This is a genomic window from Couchioplanes caeruleus, from assembly GCF_003751945.1.
Classification (GTDB): domain Bacteria; phylum Actinomycetota; class Actinomycetes; order Mycobacteriales; family Micromonosporaceae; genus Actinoplanes; species Actinoplanes caeruleus.
Genome location: NZ_RJKL01000001.1, coordinates 2,283,854 through 2,306,307, shown reverse-complemented (window position 1 = coordinate 2,306,307; position 22,454 = coordinate 2,283,854). Strand labels below are relative to the sequence as shown.

Genomic DNA, 22,454 nt, shown 5'->3' with positions numbered 1-22,454 from the left:
TCTGGTTACATCGGAATTCTTACGCCGTCCGCGACCGCCGAGGAGCTCCCATGACCCGCCGTGCCACCGGCACCTTCTCCACCGTCTTCGAGCCGCTGCCGATCGACGACGACACGCTCGGCCGGACGCTGGTGCTGAAGACCATCGAGGGGGACTTGACCGGTAGCGGCCGCGCGGAGATGCTCTCGGTCGGCACTCCCATCGACGGCTCGGCCGGCTATGTCGCCATCGACCGCATCACCGGCACGCTGCACGGCCGCAGCGGCAGCTTCGTCCTGCAGCACTACGGCCTGATGAATCGCGGCGCGGGCACCCTCGTCGTCGAGGTGGTGCCGGACTCCGGCACCGACCAGCTCACCGGCCTCTCCGGCACGTTCCAGATCGAGAACGACTCCGAAGGGCACCGCTACACCTTCGACTACGAGCTCGCGCCGCACTGAGCCCGCAGGCCCTTCAGCAGGGCGATGTCGGCGGCGTGGCCCTCGTGTTCCGTGGTCGGCGTCTCCACGATCACCGGGACGCCGGCCGTGGCGGGGTGGGCGAACAGCTCGCCGAACGCGGCCGCGCCGATGCGGCCCGCACCGATCGTCTCGTGGCGGTCGCGGGTCGAGCCGCAGTCGTCCTTCGAGTCGTTGGCGTGGATCAGCATCAGCCGCTCCCGCCCGACCGTCGCCACCAGCTCGTCCAGGGTCCGGGTCATGCCGCCCGGGGTGGCCAGGTCGTGACCCGCCGCCCAGGCGTGGCAGGTGTCGAAGCAGACCCCGAGCCAGGGGTGATGCTCCACCGCCGCCAGGTACGCCCCGAGGTCGCCCATCTTCGACGCGAGGCTGCGCCCGCCGCCCGCGCTCGGCTCCACGAGCAGCCTCGGCAGCCCCTGCGCGGCCGCCACGTCCAGCAGGGGCAGCAGCGCCTCCTTGAGCTGGTGCAGCGCCTTGTCGTCGTGGGCCGGGTCGACCGAGCTGCCGGCGTGGTAGACGACGGCGGTGGCGCCGATGGCCGCGCCCCGGCGCAGCGCGTGCTCCAGGGTCTCCACCGACCGCGAGACCGTCAGCTCGGTGGGGGAGCCGAGGTTCACCAGCAGCGACGCATGGATGTACGCCGACAGCCCACGCGCACCGCACCCGTCACGGAACAGCGTGTCCTGCTTCGGATCACCCGGTGGCAGCGCCCAGCCGCGGGAGTTGGAGACGTAGACCTGCACCGCCTCGGAGCCCGCGGCGTCGGCGTAGGGCAGGGCCGCCTTCGCCAGCCCGCCCGACGTCTTGGCGTGCGATCCGATCGGACTGCTCAGAGGCAATTGAGCACGACCTCCGACTGCGGCGCGACCGGTGTGTTCGGACCGGGGCTCTGCTGGAGCACCTTGCCGTTGACGTTCAGGTTGACGGTCACCCTCAGGCCCATGCCCTCCAGCGTCGCCTTGGCCTGCGGGCACGGCTGGCCGGTGAGGTCGGGGACGATGACCTGCGACGGGCCCTTGCTGACCTCGAGCTTGATCTCGTCGTCCTTCTCCGCGCCGGTGCCCGGCCCGGGGGACTGGCCGATGACCTTGTCCGCCGGCTCGTTGCTGTCCTTGTACTGCTCCACCACGATCAGTCCCAGGCCCTGGAGCTGGTCGCGGGCGGCGGTGATGTTCTGGCCGATGACGGATGGCACGGTGATCGGGGCCTTGCCCTTGCTGATCACCACGGTGACCGTCTCGCCCGGCTTGAGGGTCTGGCCCGGCTTGGGATCGGTGGAGATGACCACGCCCTGCGGCACGGTGTCGCTGTGCTCGCCCGCCCCTTCCTTGAAGACGAGCTTGTTGGTTTCGATCTCGCCCTTGGCGGCGGCCCTCTCCAGGCCGATGATGTCCGGCACCTGGTGACGCTCGGGGCCAAGGGACAGGACGAGGGTGATCTGCCCGCCGTGCACGATCCGCTCGGTGGCCGGCGGGTCCTGCGCCAGGACCACGTCCTTCGGCACGTTCTCGTCGTAGCGGCCGTCGCCGAAGACGAGCGCGAAGCCCTTCGTCCGGGCCTCCTGCTCGACCTGCGTACGGGTCATGTTCACGAACTGGGGCGCCTCGGTGTAGCGGCCGAGCGTGACCCACCACGTGCTGCCGACGATCGTCAGCACCATCAGCGCGATGGCGGCCACGATGAAGATCTGGCGGCGGTCGCCGAACCGGCCGACCGGGGCCTCGACGAGCGGTGCGGCACGGCGCTGAGCGCGGCCGCCCTTGTTCTGCTCCGGCAGGCGGGCCCAGGTGGGGCGGTCCGTGGCGGCCGGATAGACGGAGGTGACGGCGGGCACGAGCGCGGTGGCGTCCGCGACCGGCGAGCGGGCGGGCACCTGGCGCAGCAGCGCGGTCTCGACGTTGGCGGCGCCCAGGTCGTCGCGCACCACCTGGACCTCGGCCAGCAGTGCGCCGGCGTCGGTCGGCCGGGCGCCGGGGTCGCGGCGGGTGGCCCGGGCGACCAGGTCGTCCAGCACGTTCGGCAGGCCCTTGACGACGTGGGAGGGGGCCGGCACGTCGTTGTCGACGTGCTGCCACGCGACCTCGACCGGCACCTCGCCGTCGTAGGGCACGCGGCCGGTGAGCATCTCGAACAGCACGATCCCGGCCGAGTAGACGTCCGTGCGGGCGTCGGCGTGCCCGTCGGTGACGAGCTCGGGCGCGACGTAGGCGACCGTCGCCATGAGCTGGCCGGAGTCGTCGGTGGTGCTCGCCTCGACCGCCCGGGCCAGGCCGAAGTCGGCCACCTTGACGACGCTGTCCACGAGGTTGGCGATGCCGCCGCTGGGCGCCTCGGCGACCAGCACGTTCTCCGGCTTCACGTCCCGGTGCACCAGGCCGGCGCGGTGCGCGGCGGCGATCGCGGCGAGCATCTGCTCGAGGATGGCCAGCGCCTCGACCGGGTTGAGCCGGCGTCGCTGGTTGAGCAGGTCGCGCAGGGTGCGGCCCTGCACGTACTCCATCACGAGATAGGGCAGGCCCTGATGGCGGCCCTGGTCGTAGACGGCGACGACGTTGGGGTGGGTGAGCCGGGCGATCGTCTTGGCCTCGTCGGTGAACCGGTCGACGAAGTGGACGTTGGTCGCCTGCGACGGATGAATGATCTTCAACGCGACCGTACGCTCGAGCCGCTCGTCCACGGCGGTATAGACGGTCGCCATCCCACCGCGCGCCACGCGCCCGGTGATCCGGTAACGCCCGTCAATCGTCGTGCCGATCAACGTGTCGGCGACAGTCGTGTCCATCGGCGTGAAGTGTATGTGCCCTTCGGGAAAAGGCGGACCAGGATGACCGAGCTGAGACCGAACGGGTACTGCACGACCTGCGGACCGGCGCATAAGGCAGAAAACGGCCCGCGGTGCCGGGCACCGCGGGGCGCTTTATCATGACAAATCGGATCAGTTCGCGCGAGTGAGGCGCGCCCTTTCCGTCCGCTCGCCGCCGTCGCCGGATCCCGCAGAAGCCGTCGAACTGGGCGAATCGGTCGGCGTCGGAGTGACCGGGTCGTCAGTGGAGGCGCTGGGCGACGGCGTCGGCGACGGCTCGTGCGAGGACGGTGCCGCCGTCGGGGTCGGCACCGGCGGGGTCAGGCAGTCACACGGTTCCGGCCGGGTCGTCGGAGCCGTCCCGGCCACCGAGGTCCGCCGCGGTCGCGGCGCGGCGGCAGTCGTGGGAGCCCCCGGCGCCGCGGCGGTCGCGGCCGGGTTCGGCAGCACCCGGATCGTGCTTCCGGTCGCCTCCGGCGCGGTCACCGGACCCTCGCCGGAACCCCGGCCCAGGCCCTGGTTCGACTCGTCGCCTCGGTCGCCGGGAGCCGCGGCCGCCAAGGGGTACGGCTCCGCGCCCTGCTCACCGAGCAGCGATCCCAGACCGTTGACCACCGCGACGTAGCTGCCCGTGGCACCGGCGACCGCCAGCACGCCGAACGCGGTGACCGCGACCAGCCGGCGCGGGCCGCGGGCGTGCTCCACGCCGTACGAGGTGTGCAGACCCCCGGTGACACCGGCGCCGCCGAAGGTGCTGAACCCCGTGGCCGTCACATCCTGATACGCGGCCCGGCGCGCGCCGGGCCCGGCGAGGGTCTCGCCGGCGCGCGAGGCCGCCGGCTCGGGGTCCCGCCGGCCCAGGTCGTAGCGCATCGACCGCCACGCTCCGGCCATCTCGGTGCGGGTTCTCCGCCACAGGGTCATTCGGACACCTCTCCGATCTGCTCGAGCCGGGTCCTTCCCGGCGTCGTCAGGGGTTCCGCGTGCGGCGGTGTGAAGGTGGCATGGCACGCTGGTCCGGTGACCGATGCAACCGTGGACCCGGCCGCCGGGCCGACCGACTGGATCAACCTGCCCGACGTGGCGGACCGGCTCGGCGTGTCGATCAGCAAGGTGCACCAGATGATCCGCGACGGCGTTCTGCTCGCCGTCAAGCGCGACGGCGTCCGGGTCGTGCCGGCCGAACTGGTGGCCAACGCCATCGTGCTCAAGCACCTCCCCGGCATCCTCAACTTGCTCCGCGACGCTGGGTACAACGACGAAGAGGCGCTCCGGTGGCTGTACGAGCCCGACGAGACCCTCGGCGGCTCGGGCGCGGTGGCGCTCGGCGGCGACCGGGCCCGTGAGGTCAAGCGGCGCGCGCAGGCCCTCGGCTTCTGAGCGCCGGATGCGCCATCTGTCGTACCTGGCCGTGCTCGCCGGCTGCCTGGCGTGCGCGATCTGGCTCGAACCGGTGCTCAAGGTCAACGTGCTGCGCCGCGGCCGGCGGCTGCTGCTGACGCTGCTGCCGGTGGCCGTCGTCTTCGTGCTCTGGGACCTCGCCGCCATCGCGGCCGGGCACTGGACGTTCGATCCGGAACAGACGACCGGCATCCTCTTCCCCGGCGGCCTGCCCCTCGACGAGGTGCTGTTCTTCCTCGTCGTGCCGGTGTGCGCGCTGCTGGGCTTCGAGGCCGTGCGGGCGGTGCTGCGCCGGCCGGCCGGGGACGGTGACGGATGAGCTACACGGTGGCCGCCCTGCTCGGCGTGGCCGCGGCGGTGCTGATCGACCTGTTCGTGCTGCGGACGAAGCTGGTGGGGCGGGTCGTGTTCTGGGCCACGTACCCGATCATCATCGGCTTCCAGTTGCTCTCCAACGGGATCCTCACCGGGCGGCGCATCGTCGTCTACGACCCGGCGGCGATCATCGGGTGGCGGATCGCGTACGCGCCGGTGGAGGACCTGTTCTTCGGCTTCGCGATGGTGCTGCTCACGTGCTCGGTCTGGGTCTGGCTCGGGCGCCGCGGGGTGCAGCGCGAGCCGCGGGCGGGGGAGGGCAGCGCGCTGCTGCGGTGGCTGCGCGAACGTTCCTGACGGACCCGCCTCACACCGCGCGGCGGGTGGCCGCGTCGGCCAGGTCCCGCAGCACCGCCCGGGCCTCCGGGTCGACGTCGGCGGCGGCCAGCGCGGCCAGCGCCTCCTCGGTGAGCGCGGCGATGCGCGCCTCGGTCCGCCTCAGCGCCCCGCTGGCCGTGATGATCTCGCGCAGCCGGGCGACGCCCGCCTCGTCCAGCGCCGGGTCGCCCAGGCCGCGCTCGATCTCCGCCCGCCCGGCCTCGGACACCGACTCGCACGCCGCCGCGATGAGATAGGTGCGCTTGCCCTCGCGCAGGTCGTCGCCGGCGGGCTTGCCGGTGCGGTCCGGGTCGCCGAAGACGCCCAGGACGTCGTCGCGGAGCTGGAAGGCCTCGCCGAGCGGCAGCCCGAACCCGGAGTAGGCCGCGCTCAGCGCCGGGCCGGCGCCCGCCAGCGCGGCGCCGAGCAGCAACGGCCGCTCGACGGTGTACTTCGCCGACTTGTACCGGGCGACCTTGCTCGCATGCGCCAGGGAGGTGTCACCGGTCACCGGGGTGAGCACGTCGAGATACTGCCCGACGGTCACCTCGGTGCGCATCTCGTCGAAGACCGGACGCGCCCGGGCCAGGTCCCCGCAGGCCACCCCGGAGCCGTGCAGCAACTCGTCCGACCAGACCAGCGCCAGGTCGCCGAGCAGCACCGCGGCGTTGTCGCCGAAGGTCTCCGCCGACCCGTTCCAGGCCGCGGCGGCGTGGCGGGCCGCGAACCGCTTGTGCACCGACGGTTCGCCGCGCCGGGTGTCCGAGCGGTCCATCAGGTCGTCGTGGATGAGCGCGCTGGCCTGCACCAACTCCAGCGCGGCCACGGCGGCGACGACCTGGTCGCTGTCGATGGCGCCGGCGCCGCGGTACCCCCAGTACGCGAAGGCGGGCCGCAGCCGCTTGCCGCCGCGCAGCACGAACGCCTCGAGGGCGTCCGCGACGTCGGTCAGCGCCTCGTCGATCGACAGCAGCTTGGCGCGCTGCGCCGCCAGGAAGGCGGCCAGGGCCTTGTCGACGCGGGGCCGCAGGCCGGCCCGTTCCAGGGGGGAGGTCACGGCGCCAAACCTAGCGGGTCGGGCTTCGGACGCCAGCCGGTAGACTCGGGGTGTGTCTCTCGGACTTCCCTCCCGCCTACCGACGTCTCCGGCGATCGGTGAGCTGATCCGTCGTCCGACTCCGACGTTCTCGTTCGAGTTCATGCCGCCGAAGACCCCGGAGGGCGAACAACTCCTCTGGCGCACCATTCGCGAGCTTGAGCCGCTGCGGCCCGACTTCGTCTCGATCACGTACGGCGCCGGCGGCAGCACCCGCGACACCACCGTCGACGTGACCGAGCGGGTCGCCTCCGAGACGACCCTGCTGGCCATGGCCCACCTGACCGCGGTCGGCCACTCGATCGCCGAGCTGCGCAACGTCATCGGGCGCCTCGCCGGGGCGGGCATCCGCAACGTGCTCGCCGTCCGGGGCGACCCGCCCGGCGACCCGAACGGCGAGTGGGTGCGCCACCCCGAGGGCGTCCTCTACGCCGAGGACCTGGTGCGGCTCCTGCGGGAGGCCGGTAACTTCAGCGTCGGCGTCGCGGCGTTCCCCTACAAGCACCCGCGCTCGCCCGACATCGACAGCGACACCCGCAACTTCATCCGCAAGTGCCGGGCCGGCGCCGACTTCGCGATCACCCAGATGTTCTTCGAGGCGGACGAGTATCTGCGCCTGCGCGACCGGGTGGCCGCCGCCGGCTGCGACACGCCCATCGTGCCGGGTGTGATGCCCGTCCTGCGGATGGCGACGATCGCCCGCTCGGCGCAGCTCTCCGGCGCGCCGTTCCCGCCCGCCCTGCTGAAGCGCTTCGAGCGGATCGCCGACGACGAGGCCGGCGTGCGCCGGCTCGGCATCGACCTGTGCAGCGAGATGTGCCGCAGGCTGCTCGACGAGGGCGTGCCGGGCATCCACTTCATCACCATGAACCGCTCTCCGGCGACCCGCGAGGTCTGGCAACACCTGACCGGCGCGGCCGCCGCGCCCGCCGCCGCCTGACGGTGACCTGGGAGCAGTACGCCGCCGCCTGGTCGGCACTGCACGGGGGTTTCGACCCGCGCACCGCCTCGCCGGTGGTGCGCGGCTGGGTCCGTCTGGCCTACCGCGGCGGCCGCCTGCTCGCCTCCCTGCGCGTCGGACCGACCGCGGTGACCGTCGCCGGTCTGCTGCTCTGCGCGGGCGTGCCGTTCGTGCCGCCGCTGGCCGGGGCGATGCTGGTGCTGCTGGCCGGGATCGCCGACACCCTCGACGGGGCGGTGGCCGTGGTCGCCGGGCGGGCCACCCGGCTCGGCTTCGTCTACGACTCGGTGGCCGACCGCCTCGGCGAGCTCGCCTGGCTGGGGGCGTTCTGGGTGGCCGGCGCGCCGGGCTGGCTCGTCGTGACCGGCCTGGCGGTGAGTTGGCTGCACGAGTATGTGCGGGCCCGCGCCGCGGCCGGCGGCATGGACGGCGTGGGCGTGGTCACCATGGGCGAGCGCCCGACCCGGGTGTCCGTGGCGGCCGTCGGCCTGGCCGTCGTCGGCATCGCGGGCCTGGTGCAGCCGGGATGGGACCGGCCCGCCGCGGTGGTCGCGGTGACCGTCTGGAGTGTCCTCTCGCTGATCGGTCTCGGACAGTTGCTGGCGGCCGTCCGCCGCGCGTTGATCGATTAATCCGTTGTCCGGCCCCCGCCGCTGCCCCTACCTTGTGAGGCGACGACGTGCCCGGGTCACCGGGCAGCGAGGAGAAGACATGACGGCCTGCCGGCACGGAAGCAGGGACGACCGACGCGGTTGACGCACACGCGGCAACCGCCGCCGCTCGTCCCGTGCTGTCCGGGGCCGAGCGGCCTTTTCATGTCCTTGAAGGACACGGGAGGTGGCCCGCCATGAGCGTGGTCCTCGTACTCAACGCCGACTACGGGCCGCTGCACCGGGTCAGCGTCCGGCACGCCATCCGCATGCTGTTCCGCGAGGTCGCGGTGGTGCAGGAGGTCCGGCCGGACGAGCGCATCGGCGTCTTCCCCATCCCGACCGTCGTCCGGCTGGTGAGCTACGTCGTGACCCGCTGGCGGCACAGCCGCGGCCCGGCCTGGTCGCGCGGCGGCGTGCTGAGCCGCGACGGGCGCCGCTGCGGCTACTGCGGCGCGACCGCCTCCACCATCGACCACGTCCTGCCGCGCTCGCGAGGCGGCGGCAACACCTGGGAGAACACCGTCGCCGCGTGCGGGCGCTGCAACCAGCGCAAGGGGGACCGCACGCCGGCAGAGGCGCGGATGCCGCTGCGCCGGGCGCCGAGGGCGCCGGGCTGGGCGGACCTGGCCGCGCACTGACGACGGCCGGCGGGACCGCACGGGGGCCCGCCGGTCGTCCCCGTCAACATATTGTTGACACGCGACGATCCTGGACCAGCTCGCCGAGATCGGACCCGCCCGGTCGCGCCTGGACGAGCGCGAACGGGAGCTGATCGACCGTGCCCGCCAGGCCGGCGACATCGGTGCCCGCGAAGACACCGGCCGCGACCGCAACGGTCTCACCCATCGGCGACCACCGGCCGGGCCAGGTTCGAGTTGTCGATCACCACGGACGCCCGCTTCCACGGTTCGCAGGCGGCGAAATAGTGGCGCTGTCCCTGCACGTACCGCTGCTGCGTGGGGTGGGTGGGATCCGGATGCGAGCCGTCCCGCGCCGCCATGCGGGGAACCGTCACCTCGAACGGCGCGGCGAGGAACACCGAGAAGTCCCAGAAGCCCACCAGCTCGTCGCGGTGCAGGAACAGCCCGTCCACCACGACGACCGCGCCCGCCGGCGCGGTGAGCCACGGCAGGTCGAGCACCTCGTCCGTGCCGACGTCGTGCACGGCCGTACGGTACCGGCGCGTGCCGCCCGGGCCGAACGGCGCCAGGACGTTCGCGATCAGCGCGTCGTGGTCGTACGAATCAAGCCAGAAACCCTCGGCCGAGTCGCGGCCGCGCCGGTAGCGGACCGTCCGGGGGTGATGGAAGCCGTCCGCGGAGACGTGGATCGCGGGTCGTCCGGCGGCTGTCAGCGCAGCGGCCAGCCCGCGCGCGTAGGTGGTCTTACCGACCCCGTCGACGCCGTCGACACCGATCCGGACCGCGCCGGCAGGCACCAGTCCCTCGACGACGACCGGCGACCCGTCGGGTGACGGGTCGCCGGTCGCGGGCTGTCGTGCGGTGGTGATCAGCGCTTCTTCATGGCCTTGCGGTAGTCGTTGTTGAGGCGGCCGATCAGCGTCAGCGGGATTCCCTTGGGGCAGACCGTGGTGCATTCGCCCATGTTGGTGCATCCGCCGAAGCCCTCCTCGTCCTGGGCTTCCAGCATGTCGACGACCCGGCTGTCCCGCTCCGGCTGGCCCTGGGGCAGCAGGCCGAGGTGGGCCACCTTCGCGGCGGTGAAGAGCATGGACGAGCCGTTCGGGCAGGCCGCCACGCAGGCGCCGCAGCCGATGCAGGTGGCCGCCTCGAAGGCCGCGTCCGCGTCCGGCTTCGGGACCGGGGTGGCGTGCGCGTCCGGGGCCGTACCCGTGGGGGCGGTGATGTAGCCGCCCGCCTGGATGATCCGGTCGAAGGCGCCGCGGTTGACGACCAGGTCCTTGACGACCGGGAAGGCGGAGGCGCGCCACGGCTCGACGTCGATCACGTCGCCGTCGTTGAAGTGGCGCATGTGCAACTGGCAGGTGGTCGTGGCCCGCTCGGGGCCGTGCGCCACGCCGTTGATCATCATGCCGCACATGCCGCAGATGCCCTCGCGGCAGTCGTGGTCGAAGGCGATCGGGTCGTCGCCGTCGAGGATCAGCTTCTCGTTGAGGACGTCGAGCATCTCGAGGAAGCTGGCGTCGGGGGAGATGTCCTTGACGTCGTACGTGACCATCCGGCCCTTGTCGGACGGGTCGCTCTGACGCCACACGCGTACCTGGATGTCCATTACTTGTAGCTCCGCGTGCTCGGGTGGACGTACTCGAAGTCCAGCTTTTCCTTGTGGAGGGTGGGGGTCTCGCCGTACTCCCAGGCGGCGACGTAGCTGAACTCGTCGTCGTGGCGCAGGGCCTCGCCGTCCGGGGTCTGGCTCTCGGCGCGGAAGTGACCACCCGCCGACTCGGCGCGGTGCAGCGCGTCGATGCACATCAGCTCGCCGAGCTCGAGGAAGTCGGCGACGCGGCCGGCCTTCTCCAGGTTCTGGTTGAGCTGCTCGCCGGTGCCGGGCACCTTGACCCGGGTCCAGAACTCCTCGCGCAGGCCGCGGATGAGGCCGATGGCCTTGGTCAGGCCCTCCTCGGTGCGCTCCATGCCGCAGTACTCCCACATGATGTGGCCGAGTTCGCGGTGGAACGAGTCCACGGTCCGGTCACCGTTGATCGAGAGCAGCTTCTGGATCCGCTCCTCGACCTGCGTACGGGCGGCGACGACCTCTTCGTGGTCCGGCGAGATCTTCTCGTACGGTCCGGAGGCGAGGTAGTTCGCGAGCGTGTGGGGCAGCACGAAGTAGCCGTCCGCGAGGCCCTGCATGAGCGCCGACGCGCCCAGCCGGTTGGCGCCGTGGTCGGAGAAGTTCGCCTCGCCGACGACGAACAGGCCGGGGATGGTCGACTGGAGGTCGTAGTCGACCCAGAGGCCACCCATCGTGTAGTGCACGGCCGGGTAGATGCGCATCGGGACCTCGTACGGGTCCTCGCCGGTGATGCGCTGGTACATCTCGAACAGGTTGCCGTACTTGGCCTCGACGGCGTCGCGGCCCAGCCGGGAGATGGCGTCCGCGAAGTCGAGGTAGACGCCGAGGCCGCCGGGGCCGACGCCGCGGCCCTCGTCGCAGACGTTCTTGGCGGCCCGCGACGCGATGTCCCGGGGGACCAGGTTGCCGAACGACGGGTAGATCCGCTCCAGGTAGTAGTCGCGGTCCCCCTCGGCGATGTCGCCGGCCGGCTTGCCGCAGTCCTCCCGGCGCTTCGGCACCCACACCCGGCCGTCGTTGCGCAGCGACTCGCTCATCAGCGTGAGCTTGCTCTGGTGCGAGCCGGACTCGGGGATGCACGTCGGGTGGATCTGGGTGTAGCAGGGGTTCGCGAACAGCGCGCCCTTGCGGTGCGCCCGCCAGCTCGCCGTGACGTTGCAGCCCTTGGCGTTGGTGGACAGGAAGAAGACGTTGCCGTAGCCGCCGGAGGCGAGCACGACCGCGTCGGCCAGGTCCGTGGTGATCTCGCCGGTGACCATGTCACGGACGACGATGCCGCGGGCCTTGCCGTCCACGATGACGAGCTCGAGCATCTCGTGGCGGGCGAACATCTCGATGTTGCCGAGGCCGATCTGGCGCTCCATCGCCTGGTACGCGCCGAGCAGCAACTGCTGTCCCGTCTGACCCCGGGCGTAGAAGGTGCGAGACACCTGGGTGCCGCCGAAGGAGCGGTTGTCGAGCAGGCCGCCGTACTCGCGGGCGAACGGCACGCCCTGCGCGACGCACTGGTCGATGATGTTCACGCTGACCTGGGCCAGCCGGTACACGTTGGACTCCCGGGCGCGGAAGTCGCCGCCCTTGACCGTGTCGTAGAACAGCCGGTGGATCGAGTCGCCGTCGTTGCGGTAGTTCTTCGCGGCGTTGATGCCGCCCTGCGCGGCGATCGAGTGCGCGCGCCGCGGGCTGTCCTGGTAGCAGTACGAGCGCACCTTGTAGCCGGCCTCGGCCAGGGTGGCCGCGGCCGAACCGCCGGCCAGGCCGGTGCCGACGACGATGACGCTGAGCTTGCGCCGGTTGGCCGGGTTGACCAGCTTGGCGGAGAACTTGCGACGGTCCCAGCGGGTCTCGATCGGGCCGTCGGGGGCGGCCGTGTCGGCGATCGGGTCGCCGTCTTTCCAGAAGGACTCGGTCATGTCAGTCCACCAATCCGGTGAGCACGGCGAACGGCACCGCGAGGTAGCCGACGACGAGGACGACGGAGAGCACGAGGGCGGCGGCGCGGGCGATGCGCTCGCCGCGCTGCGTCTGCTGGCCCATGGTGCGGACGGCGCTGAACAGGCCGTGCCGCAGGTGGAAGCCGACGCTCACGATGGCGAGCGTGTAGAAGAGCGTCACGTACCAGCGGCCGGGCGCGAAGTCGGCGACCACGTTCGCGTACGGGTGCTCCCGGTCGCCGACGGGGTTCAGCGTGCCGGTGGTCAGGTCGAGGATGTGGTAGACCACGAACAGCGCGATGATCACGCCGCCCCAGCGCATGGTCCGCGCCGCGTAGCTGCCCTGGACCTTGGTGCGGCGCGCGTAGCGCACCGGCCGGGCCTTGCGGGCGCGCCGGGTGAGAACCGTCGCGGCGACGATGTGCGCGATCAGGGCCAGGGTCAGGACGGCCCGCTGGATCCAGAGGTACCAGGTCTCCGGCAACAGCGGCACACCGATGGTGCGCAGCCAGTGCGCGTAGTCGTCGAAGCTCTTGGCGCCGACGAAGATCTTCAGGTTGCCGATCATGTGCGCGTACAGGAAGCCCACCAGGAGCAGGCCTGTGACCGCCATGAGCAGCTTGAGCGCGATCGAGGAGCGCAGGCCCCGCGGGCCACGCTTCGCGGGCGTCTTCGCCGGCTTGGCCGCGGCCTTCGGGGGACGAGTTCGGGTATCTACCGCCACACCCTGGACGGTAAGAACGCCGGCGCGATTCGTCTAATGCATGATCCTTTAGTTGCCCATAGACGTAGGCTATCGAAGTGCAGCTTCAGCAGCTCCGATACTTCCTAGCGGTGGTGGAAACCAGGCATTTCACCCAGGCGGCCGATGTGCTCGGCGTCTCACAGCCGACTTTAAGTAAGCAGATTCACACCCTCGAAACCACACTCGGCGCCCCTCTTTTCGAACGTGCGCGCGGCGCGGTGGCCCTCACCGCGGCAGGCGAGACCCTCCTCCCGCTGGCCCGCCGCATGATCGCGGACGCCGACACGGCCCGGGACGCGGTCCAGGAGATCGTCGGCCTGCGCCGCGGCCGGGTCCGGGTCGGCGCCACCCCCAGCCTCTGCTCGTCGCTGGTGCCGGCCGTACTGCACCGCTTCCGCGCCGAGCACCCCGACATCGCCCTGCACGTCAACGAGGGCAGCTCCCAGGACCTCATCGTCGACCTGCTCGCCCGTGACCTCGACCTCGCCCTCATCGTCCAGCCGGAGCAGGGCGTGGACGCGGCCCTGCACGCCGCGCCGGTGCTGCGCGAAAGCCTCGTGGTCGCCTCGGTGGCGTCCGGCCCGCCGCCGACCGTCTTCCGCGAGCTGGCCCTCACCGACCTGCGCGACACCCCGCTCGTCATGTTCCGCCCCGGCTACGACCTGCGCGACGTGACCCTGGAGGCGTGCCGGCGGGCCGGCTTCATCCCACGGTTCGCGGTCGAGGGCGGCGAGATGGACGCGGTGCTGGCTTTCGTCGAGGCGGGACTGGGCGTGGCGCTCGTACCGAGCATGGTGCTGGCCAACCGGCCGCTGCTGCGCGCGACCCCGCTGGCCCCGCCGGGCATGCGCCGCACGGTCGCGCTCGCCCACCGCAGACGGGCGGTCCTGCCCCACGCGGCCGAGGCACTGCGCGCGACGCTGCTCGACCACATCGCCACCGGCGAACTGCCGATCGGCGTCCAGCCCCTGTGACATCCCTAGGCGGGACCGATGCGATCCGCGACGATCTTGGCGGACAGCGTCACCATCGGCAGGCCACCGCCCGGGTGAGCCGACCCTCCGACCAGGAACAGCCCGTCGACCGGACCGCGGTTGGCCGGCCGCAGCAGCCCGCCCGCCGTGCCGTAGATCGCTCCGCCCGGCGCGGCCGTGGCGTCGGCGAAGTCGGCCGGGGTGCGGGTCTCCCGGAACGCCAGGCGATCGCGGACGTCCAGGCCGCGGGCGGCGAGGACGTTCAGGATGTGCGTACCGTAATCGTCCGCGAGACCGGGCCGGCGCCAGTCGACGGCGCCGGTGCCGGTGCCGTGCCGGGGTGCGTTCACCAGGACGAACCAGGCCTCCGTGCCCGGCGGGTGCACGGCCGGGTCGGCGGCGCGGGTGACGAAGACGGCAGGGTCCGACGGGGGCCGTGCGCGGCGGCCGTGGCCGGGGTCGCCGAAGACCGCGTCGAACTCCGCGTCGTAGTCGCGGGGGAAGAAGACGGTGTGGTGGGCGAGCCGCGGCGTCGCACCCCGGACGCCGAGCAGCATCACGAAGCCCGCGAGGCTGCGGTCCGTGAGCCGGGCGAGCCGGTCCGGGGTGGGCAGCAGGTCGCGATAGAGCGCGGCGGCGTCCACATCGGAGACGACGACGTCGGCCGGGACCTCGCCTCCGGGCGCGACCTCGACGCCGCTGACCCGGCCCCCGCTCGTGCGGACCGCGGTCACGGCCGACGACGTGTGGATCGTGACGCCGAGCGCGGCACAGCGTCCGAGCAGCGACGATGCCAGGACGCCGAGGCCGCCGGGCAGATACCAGCCGCCGAACGCCAACTCCGCGTAGGGGATCGCGGCGAGCGCGGCCGGGGCCCGGCGGGGGTCGGTGCCGGTGTAGGTCGCGTACCGGTCGAGCATCATCCGCAGCCGATGGTCGCGCAGGTAGCGCCGGCCGAGGGCGCGCAGCGAGCGGCCCGGGGCGATCGCCGCCAGGTCGCCCACCCGCCACGACAGTCGGGCCAGTGTCGCGAGGGAGACCTCGCGCTGCAGCACGGAACCCCACGACGCCCGCCAGATGCGCTCGGCCCGCCGCCAGAAACGCGTCCAGTCCGCGGCCGCCGCCGCCCCGAACGCGCCGGCGATGCGCTCGCGGAACACCTCCGGGTCGGACGACGAGTCCAGCACGCTGCCGTCCGGGAACACGTGCCGCACCACCGGGTCCAACGGCACCGGGTCCAGCGCGGTGCCGAGATCGGCGAAGACCTGCGGCAGCGTCAGCAGGCTCGGACCGGTGTCGAAGCGGAAGCCGTCGCGCTCGTACCGGCCGAGTTTGCCGCCGACGGTCGCCGCGCGCTCGTGCACGGTCACGTCGTGGCCCGCCGCCGCCAGCCGGACCGCCGCGGCCAGGCCGCCGACGCCCGCCCCGATCACCACGACCCGGCTCACCGCCGCCACCCGATCCCGCTCATACCGGCCGGCCGCGCCAGCTCAGGCGGCCGCGGCGGCGCAGCGCGAACGAGCGCGCCACCAGGGCCGCGAAGACCACGATGGACACCGGCTGGGCCAGCGGGTCGGGCCAGGTCCGCCCGCCCGTCGCGGCCGCGGCGATCACCCTTCCGAGGACACCGATTCCGTACGCGCACACACTCCACAACGCAAGATCCACGCTTGCGGTGATCAGGGCGAGCGTCGCGGTCACGGGCGGCGCCGCGTACAGGAGCAGCAGCAGGAGCACGACGGCGGCCGCACCGGCGGGCGACCCGAACGACGCCCACAATGACTTGCCGTAACCGTCGGCCAGCTCGCGCCACGAGGCGTACATGTGGCAGGTCGCCAGCCGTGACCCGTCCGCGAGCGCGACCCGCCCGCCGGAGCGCTTGACCGCCCGCGCCAGGGCGATGTCCTCGAGCACGTCGCCGCGCACGGCCGCGTGCCCGCCCGCCCGCTGATAGCCGGCCCGGTCGGCGACCAGCCACTGCCCGCCGGCGGCCGACAGCGACGGCCGCGGCGAGCGTTCCATCAGCCGCAGCGGCAGGAACGTGAGCCAGGACCACTGCAGCAGCGGTTGGACGAGCCGCCCCGCACCGGTGATCCGCGGGTACGGCGACAGCAGCGTGACCTGCGCCGACCGCAGCAGGGCGACGGCGGCGGCCACCGCGCCGGGCGCCAGCACGACGTCGGCGTCGACGAAGACCAGCACGTCGCTGTCGCGGGCCGCGTCGGCGAGCTGTGCGCAGGCGTACGGTTTGCCGAGCCAGCCCTCCGGCAGCGGCGCACCCGTCAGCAGCCGTACCCGGTCCCCGGCGACCCGGCGCACGACCTCCGCCGTGCCGTCGGCCGAACCGTCGTCCAGCACGACGATCTCCAGATCGGGGACTCCACGCTGACCGAGCAGCGCCTCCAGGCAGGGCGTGACCCGCCCCGCCTCGTCACGCAACGGCAGCAGGACAGCGACGCGCTCGGTGACCGTCGCGTGCTGCGGCGCGGACCGGCGCGTGTGGTGTCCGGTGGTGTCCGGGGCGGGCTGGTTTCCGGTGGGGTCCGGGGTGGGCTGGCGTGTGTGGTGTCCGGTGGTGTCCGGGGTGGGCTGGTGCATGTGGTGTCCGGTGGCGTCGGGCGTGAGCCGGCGCAGCAGGGCGGCGTTGACCAGCGTGTGCCCGGTCAGCGCGAGCAGCGGCAGCAGGGCGAACCAGATCATGCGCCACGCCGTGCGGCGGGGATCAGCGGCAGCACCACCGCACCCATGAGGACGCCACCCCAGAGCGCGGACCAGGGCAGTCCCAGGAAGACCGCGTGGGCGAGCACGGACGAAGCGTACGTCCACAGCCACAGCACCATCATCGGGCCGTCCCCGCCGTCGCGACGGTGGCCGGCCGGTCCGGTCGCGGCGGCCAGCACGGTCATCAGCAGCAGCGCGAAGCCCAGCCAACCCAGGTAGTTGCCGATCGGGACGCCGGGCACACCCGGCAGCGCCGGGGTGGGGGAGTCCCAGCTCCAGTACCCCTCGGCCACCATCTGCGGGTCCAGGAAGAGGTCCCAGGCGGCGAGGCCCGCCGCGGCCAGGGCGATCCGCGCCGGGCGGGAACGGGCCAGGCGCAGCGCGGCCAGCCACGCCGGCCAGGCCATCCAGGTCCAGGCCAGCGGGATGATCAGCGGTACGCCGAGCACCTTCGGGCCGAGCTGGCCGGAGTAGTCATAGGTGCCGAACGGGAACCCGGTGGCCACGCCGAGCGCCTCGATCGCGAACCCGCCCAGCGTCGCCGTGGCGACCAGCGCGAGGGCGGCCCGGGCGCCCCGGCAGCGCCAGGCGTGCGCGACCGACAGGACGTAGCCCAGCACGACGGTGGCGACGGTGAGACCGGCCCGGACCTCGCCGCGGGTGAGCGGATAGCAGATCTGCACCAGCACGAGGGCGCCGAGCAGCGCCCACAGCGGCCGGTCTTTCTGCAGCCGGCTTCTCAGCGGCCGGTCTTTCTGCAGCCGGCTTCTCAGCGGCCGGCCTTTCGGTGACCGGTCAGATGCCGACAATGCCGGGGGCGCCCTCGGCCGGGGCTTCCTCGGCCGGGGGCCGCTCGGTCAGCGGCAGGCCACGGCCGAGGATCGCGAAGGCCCGCTCGTCGCCGGGGAAGTAGAAGTCGCGTAGCACGTCGGAGAACCCGAAGCGGCGATAGAGCCGCCAGGCACGGGACCGCTGCTCGTCGGCCTCCGGCGTCGACAGCAGCACGGTCGAGCCGTCCGCCATCGCCAGCAGCGCCCGCAACTGGCGGGCGCCGATGCCGTGGCCCTGCGCGCTCGGGCGTACGTGCAGCTCGACCACCTCGAAGCAGTCGGACAGCCAGCGCTGCCGGGCGGTCTCGTCCAGCGCCGCACGGACCTGGTCGTGCCACCACTGGCCGGGGCCGGAGGCGTAGCCGTACCCGAAACCGGCGAGGTGACCGTCGGTGGTCAGCGTGGCCACGGCCCGGAAGCCGGCCCGGCGCACGTGCGCGCCGATGTACCCGCGGCGGGTCTGCAGCAGCTCGGCGCGGTAGCCCATCGCCTCGCCGTACACGCTCACCACGTCGTCCAGCCGCCGGAGCATGTCGTCCGGCTGCCAGGGGACGAGCCTCATCGCTCTCCTTCCCGCCAGCCCAGCACGGCCCTGTCGCCGCTGATGTCGAGCACCGCGAACCGGGCGAACAGGTCCTCGGCGTACCAGCGCACGGCCGTCGTCCGCGCGATCACCGCGCGGTGCTCCGGCTGACGGTACGCGAAGCGGGTCAGATCCGCCGCGCCGCGCCACAGGCTGACCGTGCCCTGCCAGCCGACCGGTGCCTCACCGATGCCGAACCGGGCCAGCAGCCCCGGCGCGGCGGCGAGCTCGCGGGCCACCGGCGGCACGGCCGTCCAGAACGTCAGCGCCTTCGCCGGCCGCAGCCGGGCCCGGGTGAGCGCGAGCACCGGCCCGTCGCCGCGGCGCGTCTCCTGGCGTCTCGCCTCGGGGCCCCCGGACGGCTCGCCGAACGGCACCGCCCCGGACCACCGCCCCCGGCTGGTCAGCGGCCGCAGGTCCACCCGGGCGGCGGCCGTCGCGATCGCCTCCCAGGCCGCGCCGACCCGCCCCAGGTCGCCGCCGCTGACGCGGTCCCAGGAGACCACGGCCGCATAGCGGGTCAGGTCGGCGTCGCCCGGCCCGAAGCTCGTACCCGTGCCGGTGCCGAGCAGCTTGCCGAAGCGCACCCCGGGCAACCGCCGCAACCGCCGCGGATCCATCGCCATCCGGACGAGAGCCCGGCCCACCGAGCGCCGCGGCACCCGCCACACGTGCAGCGTGACCAGCGGTGGGACGGAGACCATGCCGCCAACCTATCCTTCGCCCATGATGATCACCGATGGGGAGCTGGCGATCGCGGCGGCGCAGGCGGGAGCCGCCGTCGTCCTGGGGAAGTACGGTTCGGCGCTGACCCGCTTCGACAAGTCCGCCGGCGACTTCGCCACCTCCGCCGACGTCGAGGCCGAGCGGGCCGTCATCGACGTACTGCGCGCCGCCCGCCCCGGCGACGCCGTCACCGGCGAGGAGAGCGGCCGGGTCGATCCGGCTCCCCTTGCCGCGGCGGGCCGCACCGGCGAGGGCGGCCGGGTCGACCCGGCTCCCCTTGCCGCGGCAGGCCGCACCGGCGACGGTGAGCGAATGTGGCTCGTCGACCCGCTCTGCGGCACGCGGAACTTCGCGGCGCGCACCATGCTGGTCGCCGTGAACGTCGCCCTGCGCACCGGCTCGGAGATCACGGCAGCGGCCTCCGCCGACCCGTTCTCCGGCGAGGTCTTCTGGACCGACGGCACCGCCGCCCGGGTACGCCGCGACGGCGCCGACGAGCCGCTTACCCCGTCGGCGGAGTCGCGCCTGGTGGACGTCAACCTCGACCCGCCGTTCCCCAACGCGCCCCGCTTCCGGGCGGTGGACCTGCTCGCCGATCCCCGCTTCGGGCAACGGTTCGGGCCGCGGGTGGTGTCCAGCACCCTCGCCGTCGCCTGGGTCGCCGCCGGCCGGCGCGCCGCGTACGTCACCGATGGGCGGCTGCGCGACAGCGTCCACTTCGCCGCCGGGATCGCGGTATGCCGGGCGGCCGGCTGCGTGATCACCGATATCGAGGGGCAACCGGTGCACACCGGAGTGGGCGGTCTGGTGGTGGCGGCGGACCACGAGACGCACGCCACCCTGCTGGAACTGATGGGCGGTTTCAGAGGCTGATCGCCGTCGTGCTCGTCTCCTGGCGCTGGACCGCCTTCGTGCTCGTCTCCTGGCGCTGGATCGCCGTCGTGCTCGTCTCCTGGCGCTAGAGACTGATCGCCTTCGTGCTCGTCTCCCAGAGCCAGGAGGCGAGCGCCGGGTCGGCGAGCCGCTGGTCCGGCGCGGTGACGGCGTGCCCGACGTAGTACGCGCCGCTGCGCAGCTCCTCCGCCGGCGCGGTCGCCAGCCACGACAGCAGCGCGCCCGCCTTCTCCGGGGTGGTCAGGAACGGGGCGGCCTTGTAGAAGAACCGGGTCACCGGGTCCACGCCGAAGTTCGAGCGCACCACGCCCGGATGGAAGGCCACCGACAGGACGTCCGGCCAGCGCCGGGCCGCCTCCGCCGTGAAGAGGATGTTGGCCGCCTTGCTCGCGGCGTAGGCGCGCCAGGCGCCCCACGACGCCGGGTCGCCGGTGAGATCGTCGGGGTCGAGCCCACCCGGCTGGTGCCGCCGGGAGGCGGTGTTCACCACCCGGCCGCCACGCAGTCGCTCGCGCAGCAGGTGGGTCAGGAGAAAGGGCGCGAGGTGGTTGCTTGCCAGGGTCGCCTCGAAACCGTCCACCGTCTTCCGGTACGCCCCCAGCATGCCGCCGGCGTTGTTCGCGAGGACGTCGATCACCGGGTACGTCTCCAGCAGACGGTCCGCAAGGCGCCGTACCTCGTCCAGTGACTCGAAGTCGGCCCGGAACTCGTCCGGCTCGGGACCGGTGGCCGCCGCCCGGACCGCCGCCATCGCCGCTTGCAACCGGCCCGGATCACGCCCGACGACGACCACCTGGTCGCCCCGCGAGGCCAGCTCCGTCGCGGCGGCCAGGCCCACGCCGGAACTCGCCCCGGTGACCACGATCGTGCGCATGTCCCGATCCTTTCGCCACGGGTGCGGATGTCGTACCCGTATGCATCCTGGCAACCGGTACACCCCGGAATCAATGAGTCGCACACCGGCAACGGTCCCGCCCTGACACCGCTTCCCCCGGCGCTGGTGTCGTCTCCGCTCCGCCGCCTCCGGGTTGCCCGTCGGCGCTCAAATGGCCGACCAGCAGCCACCCTCCATTTCCGCCCCCGCGCCGACCCTTCCGCGCCGACCTTCCGCGCTGACCCCACCCGATCCCTCCGTCCCGACCCCTCCGCATCGCCCCCTCCGCATCGCCCCCTCCGCATCGCCCCCTCCGCATCGACCGCTCCGCACCAATGCCCCGAACATCGCTCCGCACCCGGTCCCGCAGGTCGCCGAGTGCGTCTGGGCTCCGCGACCCGACCCTTCTCGGCGTTGCTTTTTTGTCGGAGGGGAGTGTTACTCTCTCCGGTAGTTAGAACGAGTGTTCGATTAGTTCGAACGTTGTTCCCCGCCGGTCATATCCGGTCGAGGCGGCTGCCCGCCGGGCAGGTGCCCACGACCGGCCGGCGCGGGAACGGCTTTCCGGACCGATCGGCACCGGTCCGACTGATCGGGAAGCCGCGTTCGCGGCGTGGCTCCCGGGTGTGGCGCCCGCGAAGCGCCGCACGCAAGGTCCGGGCATTCGCGGGTCCGGGCCTGCACCAGGCAGGACCGTCGTCCGCCTCCCCCGACCCCCGGGCGGCGGACGACGGACCCGCCGGCGAAGTCCGGCCGGGTGTGGTGTGGGGAAGCTTCACACCCGGCCGGCAGCCCCATCCCGCTGTGCCTTCCTCCGCAGCGACCCGGTTCGACCAGCACGTCGGATGCGATACACGCGAGGAGAAACCATGGTGAGCAACCCGGCACCGGGCCTGAGCCCACCCGCCCCGCCGCCGAGCCGCCCAAATCCCGGCATCTCTGACCCCGGCTTCCCAAAGCCCGGCCTGTCGGAGTCTGACCCGTCGCAGTCTGGCTCGTCGGAGTCTGGCTTGTCGGAGGCCGGTCTGTCGGAGTCTGGCTTGCCGAAGTCCGACCTGTCGGAGCCGGGTCTGCCGGTGCCGCGGTCATTCGGCCTGGCACACGCCCCCACGGCTGGGACACAGGCGGCCCCGACGGTCCCCGCCAACCTCCTGCCTCACCGCACCCCGGCCCAACTGCTCGCGATCGCCCGCCAAGGCCTGATCGAGGCAGCCCGCACCCGCCCCGACGGCCTGCGCTACGCAGCGGCCCACCTGGCCGCCCTCCGAGCCGCCGCCGCGGTCCTTGCCGCCCGCGCCAGACCGGCCGCCCCGAGCCGCCGCAACCGCGTGACCAGCGTCTGGTCGCTCCTGGTCCTGGTGGCCCCCGAATTCAGCGACTGGGCCAACTACTTCGCCCTGGGTGCCGCCAAACGCGCGGCGGCCGAAGCCGGCATCCCCCGAGTGGTAACCACCCGCGAGGCGGACGACCTGCTGAGAGCGGCGGAGACCTTCGTGTCCTTGGTGCAGTCGGCACTCGGCCTCGCCTTTCAGCCCACCCTTGAAGCCGCCTAGCCGTCCATCCACCTAGCAGGCCATCGCCTAGCCGTCCATCCGCCTAGCCCTCCACCCAGCTAGCCGTTCACTGCCCGGCCTCCCGCCGAGCCGTCGCCGCTTAGCCGTCCACTTGTTAGCCGTCCACTTGCCGGGTCGTGCATGTGTTGGTCGCCCACTTACCCGGTCGTGCACACGTGCTGGTCGGCCGCTTCCTGGTGGTGCGCGTGTTGGTCGCCTACTTGCTTGGTCGTGTGCGCGTGCTGATCGCCCGCTTCCTGGTGGTGTGCACGTGCTGG

At 72.8% G+C, this 22,454-nt stretch carries 25 protein-coding genes and 1 pseudogene; 10 read left to right on the top strand and 16 right to left on the bottom strand.

Going from position 1 to position 22,454, the window contains the following annotated elements:
* The first annotated feature begins 50 nt into the window (after positions 1–50).
* Positions 51–440 carry a DUF3224 domain-containing protein gene (locus EDD30_RS09975; protein ID WP_071806691.1) on the top strand — a complete coding sequence of 130 codons (390 nt, stop codon included), beginning with the start codon at positions 51–53 and terminating at the stop codon, positions 438–440.
* Here the strand turns inward: EDD30_RS09975 and EDD30_RS09970 are convergent.
* The 3 genes from EDD30_RS09970 to EDD30_RS09960 all read right to left on the bottom strand — a co-directional run bounded on the left by EDD30_RS09970 (position 419) and on the right by EDD30_RS09960 (position 4,185).
* Complete coding sequence (locus EDD30_RS09970; RefSeq protein ID WP_244945185.1) at positions 419–1,297, bottom strand: deoxyribonuclease IV; 879 nt, start codon at positions 1,295–1,297, stop codon at positions 419–421. The two genes, EDD30_RS09975 and EDD30_RS09970, sit on opposite strands and share 22 nt — an antisense overlap.
* Entirely contained in the window at positions 1,288–3,240 is a 1,953-nt protein-coding gene (gene pknB, locus EDD30_RS09965; RefSeq protein WP_071806692.1) for a Stk1 family PASTA domain-containing Ser/Thr kinase, read from the bottom strand. The genes EDD30_RS09970 and pknB overlap by 10 nt, the downstream gene beginning before the upstream one ends.
* Before the next feature lie 153 nt (positions 3,241–3,393).
* Positions 3,394–4,185 (bottom strand): hypothetical protein, encoded by a 792-nt coding sequence (locus EDD30_RS09960; protein ID WP_071806693.1) that lies wholly within the window; start codon positions 4,183–4,185, stop codon positions 3,394–3,396.
* A 96-nt stretch (positions 4,186–4,281) separates the two neighbouring features.
* Here EDD30_RS09960 and EDD30_RS09955 point away from each other — a divergent pair, with 96 nt between their 5' ends.
* The 3 genes from EDD30_RS09955 to EDD30_RS09945 are packed head-to-tail and all read left to right on the top strand — an operon-like array spanning position 4,282 to position 5,334.
* The gene (locus EDD30_RS09955; protein ID WP_071806694.1) at positions 4,282–4,641 is read left to right on the top strand and encodes an Rv2175c family DNA-binding protein; all 360 of its coding nucleotides are present in this window, start codon (positions 4,282–4,284) and stop codon (positions 4,639–4,641) included.
* A gap of 7 nt (positions 4,642–4,648) precedes the next feature.
* Complete coding sequence (locus tag EDD30_RS09950; RefSeq protein ID WP_071806695.1) at positions 4,649–4,981, top strand: lycopene cyclase domain-containing protein; 333 nt, start codon at positions 4,649–4,651, stop codon at positions 4,979–4,981.
* A complete protein-coding gene (locus EDD30_RS09945; RefSeq protein WP_071806696.1) occupies positions 4,978–5,334 on the top strand; it encodes a lycopene cyclase domain-containing protein in 357 nt (118 codons plus the stop codon). Before EDD30_RS09950 ends, EDD30_RS09945 begins: the two co-directional genes overlap by 4 nt.
* 10 nt (positions 5,335–5,344) lie before the next feature.
* On the opposite strand, the gene EDD30_RS09940 is transcribed toward EDD30_RS09945, so the two are convergent.
* Positions 5,345–6,400, bottom strand: a complete 1,056-nt coding sequence (locus EDD30_RS09940; protein WP_071806707.1) for a polyprenyl synthetase family protein — start codon at positions 6,398–6,400, stop codon at positions 5,345–5,347.
* Between the two features lie 64 nt (positions 6,401–6,464).
* Between EDD30_RS09940 and metF the strand changes: the two genes are divergently transcribed.
* The 3 genes from metF (at position 6,465) to EDD30_RS09925 (ending at position 8,703) form a co-directional block, all read left to right on the top strand.
* Positions 6,465–7,391 carry a methylenetetrahydrofolate reductase [NAD(P)H] gene (gene metF, locus EDD30_RS09935; protein WP_071806697.1) on the top strand — a complete coding sequence of 309 codons (927 nt, stop codon included), beginning with the start codon at positions 6,465–6,467 and terminating at the stop codon, positions 7,389–7,391.
* The gene (locus EDD30_RS09930) at positions 7,388–8,044 is read left to right on the top strand and encodes a CDP-alcohol phosphatidyltransferase family protein (protein WP_071806708.1); all 657 of its coding nucleotides are present in this window, start codon (positions 7,388–7,390) and stop codon (positions 8,042–8,044) included. The genes metF and EDD30_RS09930 overlap by 4 nt, the downstream gene beginning before the upstream one ends.
* Before the next feature lie 215 nt (positions 8,045–8,259).
* Positions 8,260–8,703 carry an HNH endonuclease gene (locus tag EDD30_RS09925; protein WP_071806698.1) on the top strand — a complete coding sequence of 148 codons (444 nt, stop codon included), beginning with the start codon at positions 8,260–8,262 and terminating at the stop codon, positions 8,701–8,703.
* Positions 8,704–8,746: 43 nt separating this feature from the next.
* Here the strand turns inward: EDD30_RS09925 and EDD30_RS38950 are convergent, their stop codons facing one another.
* The 5 genes from EDD30_RS38950 to EDD30_RS09905 all read right to left on the bottom strand — a co-directional run bounded on the left by EDD30_RS38950 (position 8,747) and on the right by EDD30_RS09905 (position 12,919).
* Positions 8,747–8,911 (bottom strand): hypothetical protein, encoded by a 165-nt coding sequence (locus EDD30_RS38950; RefSeq protein WP_170047399.1) that lies wholly within the window; start codon positions 8,909–8,911, stop codon positions 8,747–8,749.
* On the bottom strand, positions 8,904–9,503 hold the full coding sequence (locus EDD30_RS09920; RefSeq protein WP_244945184.1) for a nucleoside/nucleotide kinase family protein: 600 nt from the start codon (positions 9,501–9,503) through the stop codon (positions 8,904–8,906). The genes EDD30_RS38950 and EDD30_RS09920 overlap by 8 nt, the downstream gene beginning before the upstream one ends.
* A gap of 71 nt (positions 9,504–9,574) precedes the next feature.
* Positions 9,575–10,318 (bottom strand): succinate dehydrogenase/fumarate reductase iron-sulfur subunit, encoded by a 744-nt coding sequence (locus EDD30_RS09915; protein ID WP_071806699.1) that lies wholly within the window; start codon positions 10,316–10,318, stop codon positions 9,575–9,577.
* A complete protein-coding gene (locus EDD30_RS09910) occupies positions 10,318–12,255 on the bottom strand; it encodes a fumarate reductase/succinate dehydrogenase flavoprotein subunit (RefSeq protein WP_071806700.1) in 1,938 nt (645 codons plus the stop codon). The genes EDD30_RS09915 and EDD30_RS09910 overlap by 1 nt, the downstream gene beginning before the upstream one ends.
* Position 12,256: 1 nt before the next feature.
* Complete coding sequence (locus EDD30_RS09905) at positions 12,257–12,919, bottom strand: succinate dehydrogenase cytochrome b subunit (protein WP_280526219.1); 663 nt, start codon at positions 12,917–12,919, stop codon at positions 12,257–12,259.
* Positions 12,920–13,071: 152 nt separating this feature from the next.
* Here EDD30_RS09905 and EDD30_RS09900 point away from each other — a divergent pair, with 152 nt between their 5' ends.
* Entirely contained in the window at positions 13,072–13,995 is a 924-nt protein-coding gene (locus tag EDD30_RS09900; RefSeq protein WP_211277854.1) for a LysR family transcriptional regulator, read from the top strand.
* A 5-nt stretch (positions 13,996–14,000) separates the two neighbouring features.
* Here EDD30_RS09900 and EDD30_RS09895 read toward each other — a convergent pair whose 3' ends face one another.
* From EDD30_RS09895 to EDD30_RS09870, 5 genes are all read right to left on the bottom strand, one after another.
* The gene (locus tag EDD30_RS09895) at positions 14,001–15,443 is read right to left on the bottom strand and encodes a phytoene desaturase family protein (RefSeq protein ID WP_071806710.1); all 1,443 of its coding nucleotides are present in this window, start codon (positions 15,441–15,443) and stop codon (positions 14,001–14,003) included.
* Positions 15,444–15,462: 19 nt separating this feature from the next.
* The gene (locus EDD30_RS09890) at positions 15,463–16,695 is read right to left on the bottom strand and encodes a glycosyltransferase family 2 protein (protein WP_244945183.1); all 1,233 of its coding nucleotides are present in this window, start codon (positions 16,693–16,695) and stop codon (positions 15,463–15,465) included.
* Positions 16,692–17,447: a carotenoid biosynthesis protein gene (locus EDD30_RS09885; protein WP_071806711.1), complete on the bottom strand. Its 756-nt coding sequence runs from the start codon at positions 17,445–17,447 to the stop codon at positions 16,692–16,694. Before EDD30_RS09885 ends, EDD30_RS09890 begins: the two co-directional genes overlap by 4 nt.
* A 64-nt stretch (positions 17,448–17,511) precedes the next feature.
* A complete protein-coding gene (locus EDD30_RS09875; protein WP_071806703.1) occupies positions 17,512–18,108 on the bottom strand; it encodes a GNAT family N-acetyltransferase in 597 nt (198 codons plus the stop codon).
* The gene (locus EDD30_RS09870; protein WP_071806704.1) at positions 18,105–18,833 is read right to left on the bottom strand and encodes a monooxygenase; all 729 of its coding nucleotides are present in this window, start codon (positions 18,831–18,833) and stop codon (positions 18,105–18,107) included. The genes EDD30_RS09875 and EDD30_RS09870 overlap by 4 nt, the downstream gene beginning before the upstream one ends.
* Positions 18,834–18,855: 22 nt before the next feature.
* Here EDD30_RS09870 and EDD30_RS09865 point away from each other — a divergent pair, with 22 nt between their 5' ends.
* Positions 18,856–19,728: an inositol monophosphatase family protein gene (locus tag EDD30_RS09865; protein ID WP_123678200.1), complete on the top strand. Its 873-nt coding sequence runs from the start codon at positions 18,856–18,858 to the stop codon at positions 19,726–19,728.
* A gap of 85 nt (positions 19,729–19,813) precedes the next feature.
* Here the strand turns inward: EDD30_RS09865 and EDD30_RS09860 are convergent, their stop codons facing one another.
* Entirely contained in the window at positions 19,814–20,623 is an 810-nt protein-coding gene (locus EDD30_RS09860; RefSeq protein ID WP_211278058.1) for an SDR family NAD(P)-dependent oxidoreductase, read from the bottom strand.
* 497 nt (positions 20,624–21,120) lie between these two features.
* A pseudogene (locus EDD30_RS41975) lies at positions 21,121–21,642 on the bottom strand (hypothetical protein); the annotation flags it as partial.
* Between the two features lie 57 nt (positions 21,643–21,699).
* Between EDD30_RS41975 and EDD30_RS09855 the strand changes: the two are divergent.
* Positions 21,700–22,176: an SAV_6107 family HEPN domain-containing protein gene (locus tag EDD30_RS09855; protein ID WP_071809682.1), complete on the top strand. Its 477-nt coding sequence runs from the start codon at positions 21,700–21,702 to the stop codon at positions 22,174–22,176.
* The last annotated feature ends 278 nt before the right edge of the window (positions 22,177–22,454 follow it).

Excerpts from the sequence above, each read along its gene's own strand:
- EDD30_RS09910 (WP_071806700.1), bottom strand. The coding sequence starts at position 12,255 with ATGACCGAGTCCTTCTGGAAAGACGGCGACCCGATCGCCGACACGGCC.
- EDD30_RS09960 (WP_071806693.1), bottom strand. The coding sequence starts at position 4,185 with ATGACCCTGTGGCGGAGAACCCGCACCGAGATGGCCGGAGCGTGGCGG.
- EDD30_RS09945 (WP_071806696.1), top strand. The coding sequence starts at position 4,978 with ATGAGCTACACGGTGGCCGCCCTGCTCGGCGTGGCCGCGGCGGTGCTG.
- EDD30_RS09925 (WP_071806698.1), top strand. The coding sequence starts at position 8,260 with ATGAGCGTGGTCCTCGTACTCAACGCCGACTACGGGCCGCTGCACCGG.
- EDD30_RS09860 (WP_211278058.1), bottom strand. The coding sequence starts at position 20,623 with ATGCGCACGATCGTGGTCACCGGGGCGAGTTCCGGCGTGGGCCTGGCC.
- EDD30_RS09890 (WP_244945183.1), bottom strand. The coding sequence starts at position 16,695 with ATGATCTGGTTCGCCCTGCTGCCGCTGCTCGCGCTGACCGGGCACACG.
- EDD30_RS09915 (WP_071806699.1), bottom strand. The coding sequence starts at position 10,318 with ATGGACATCCAGGTACGCGTGTGGCGTCAGAGCGACCCGTCCGACAAG.
- EDD30_RS09975 (WP_071806691.1), top strand. The coding sequence starts at position 51 with ATGACCCGCCGTGCCACCGGCACCTTCTCCACCGTCTTCGAGCCGCTG.
- EDD30_RS09875 (WP_071806703.1), bottom strand. The coding sequence starts at position 18,108 with ATGAGGCTCGTCCCCTGGCAGCCGGACGACATGCTCCGGCGGCTGGAC.
- EDD30_RS09950 (WP_071806695.1), top strand. The coding sequence starts at position 4,649 with ATGCGCCATCTGTCGTACCTGGCCGTGCTCGCCGGCTGCCTGGCGTGC.
- EDD30_RS38950 (WP_170047399.1), bottom strand. The coding sequence starts at position 8,911 with ATGGGTGAGACCGTTGCGGTCGCGGCCGGTGTCTTCGCGGGCACCGAT.
- EDD30_RS09870 (WP_071806704.1), bottom strand. The coding sequence starts at position 18,833 with ATGGTCTCCGTCCCACCGCTGGTCACGCTGCACGTGTGGCGGGTGCCG.
- pknB (WP_071806692.1), bottom strand. The coding sequence starts at position 3,240 with ATGGACACGACTGTCGCCGACACGTTGATCGGCACGACGATTGACGGG.
- EDD30_RS09865 (WP_123678200.1), top strand. The coding sequence starts at position 18,856 with ATGATGATCACCGATGGGGAGCTGGCGATCGCGGCGGCGCAGGCGGGA.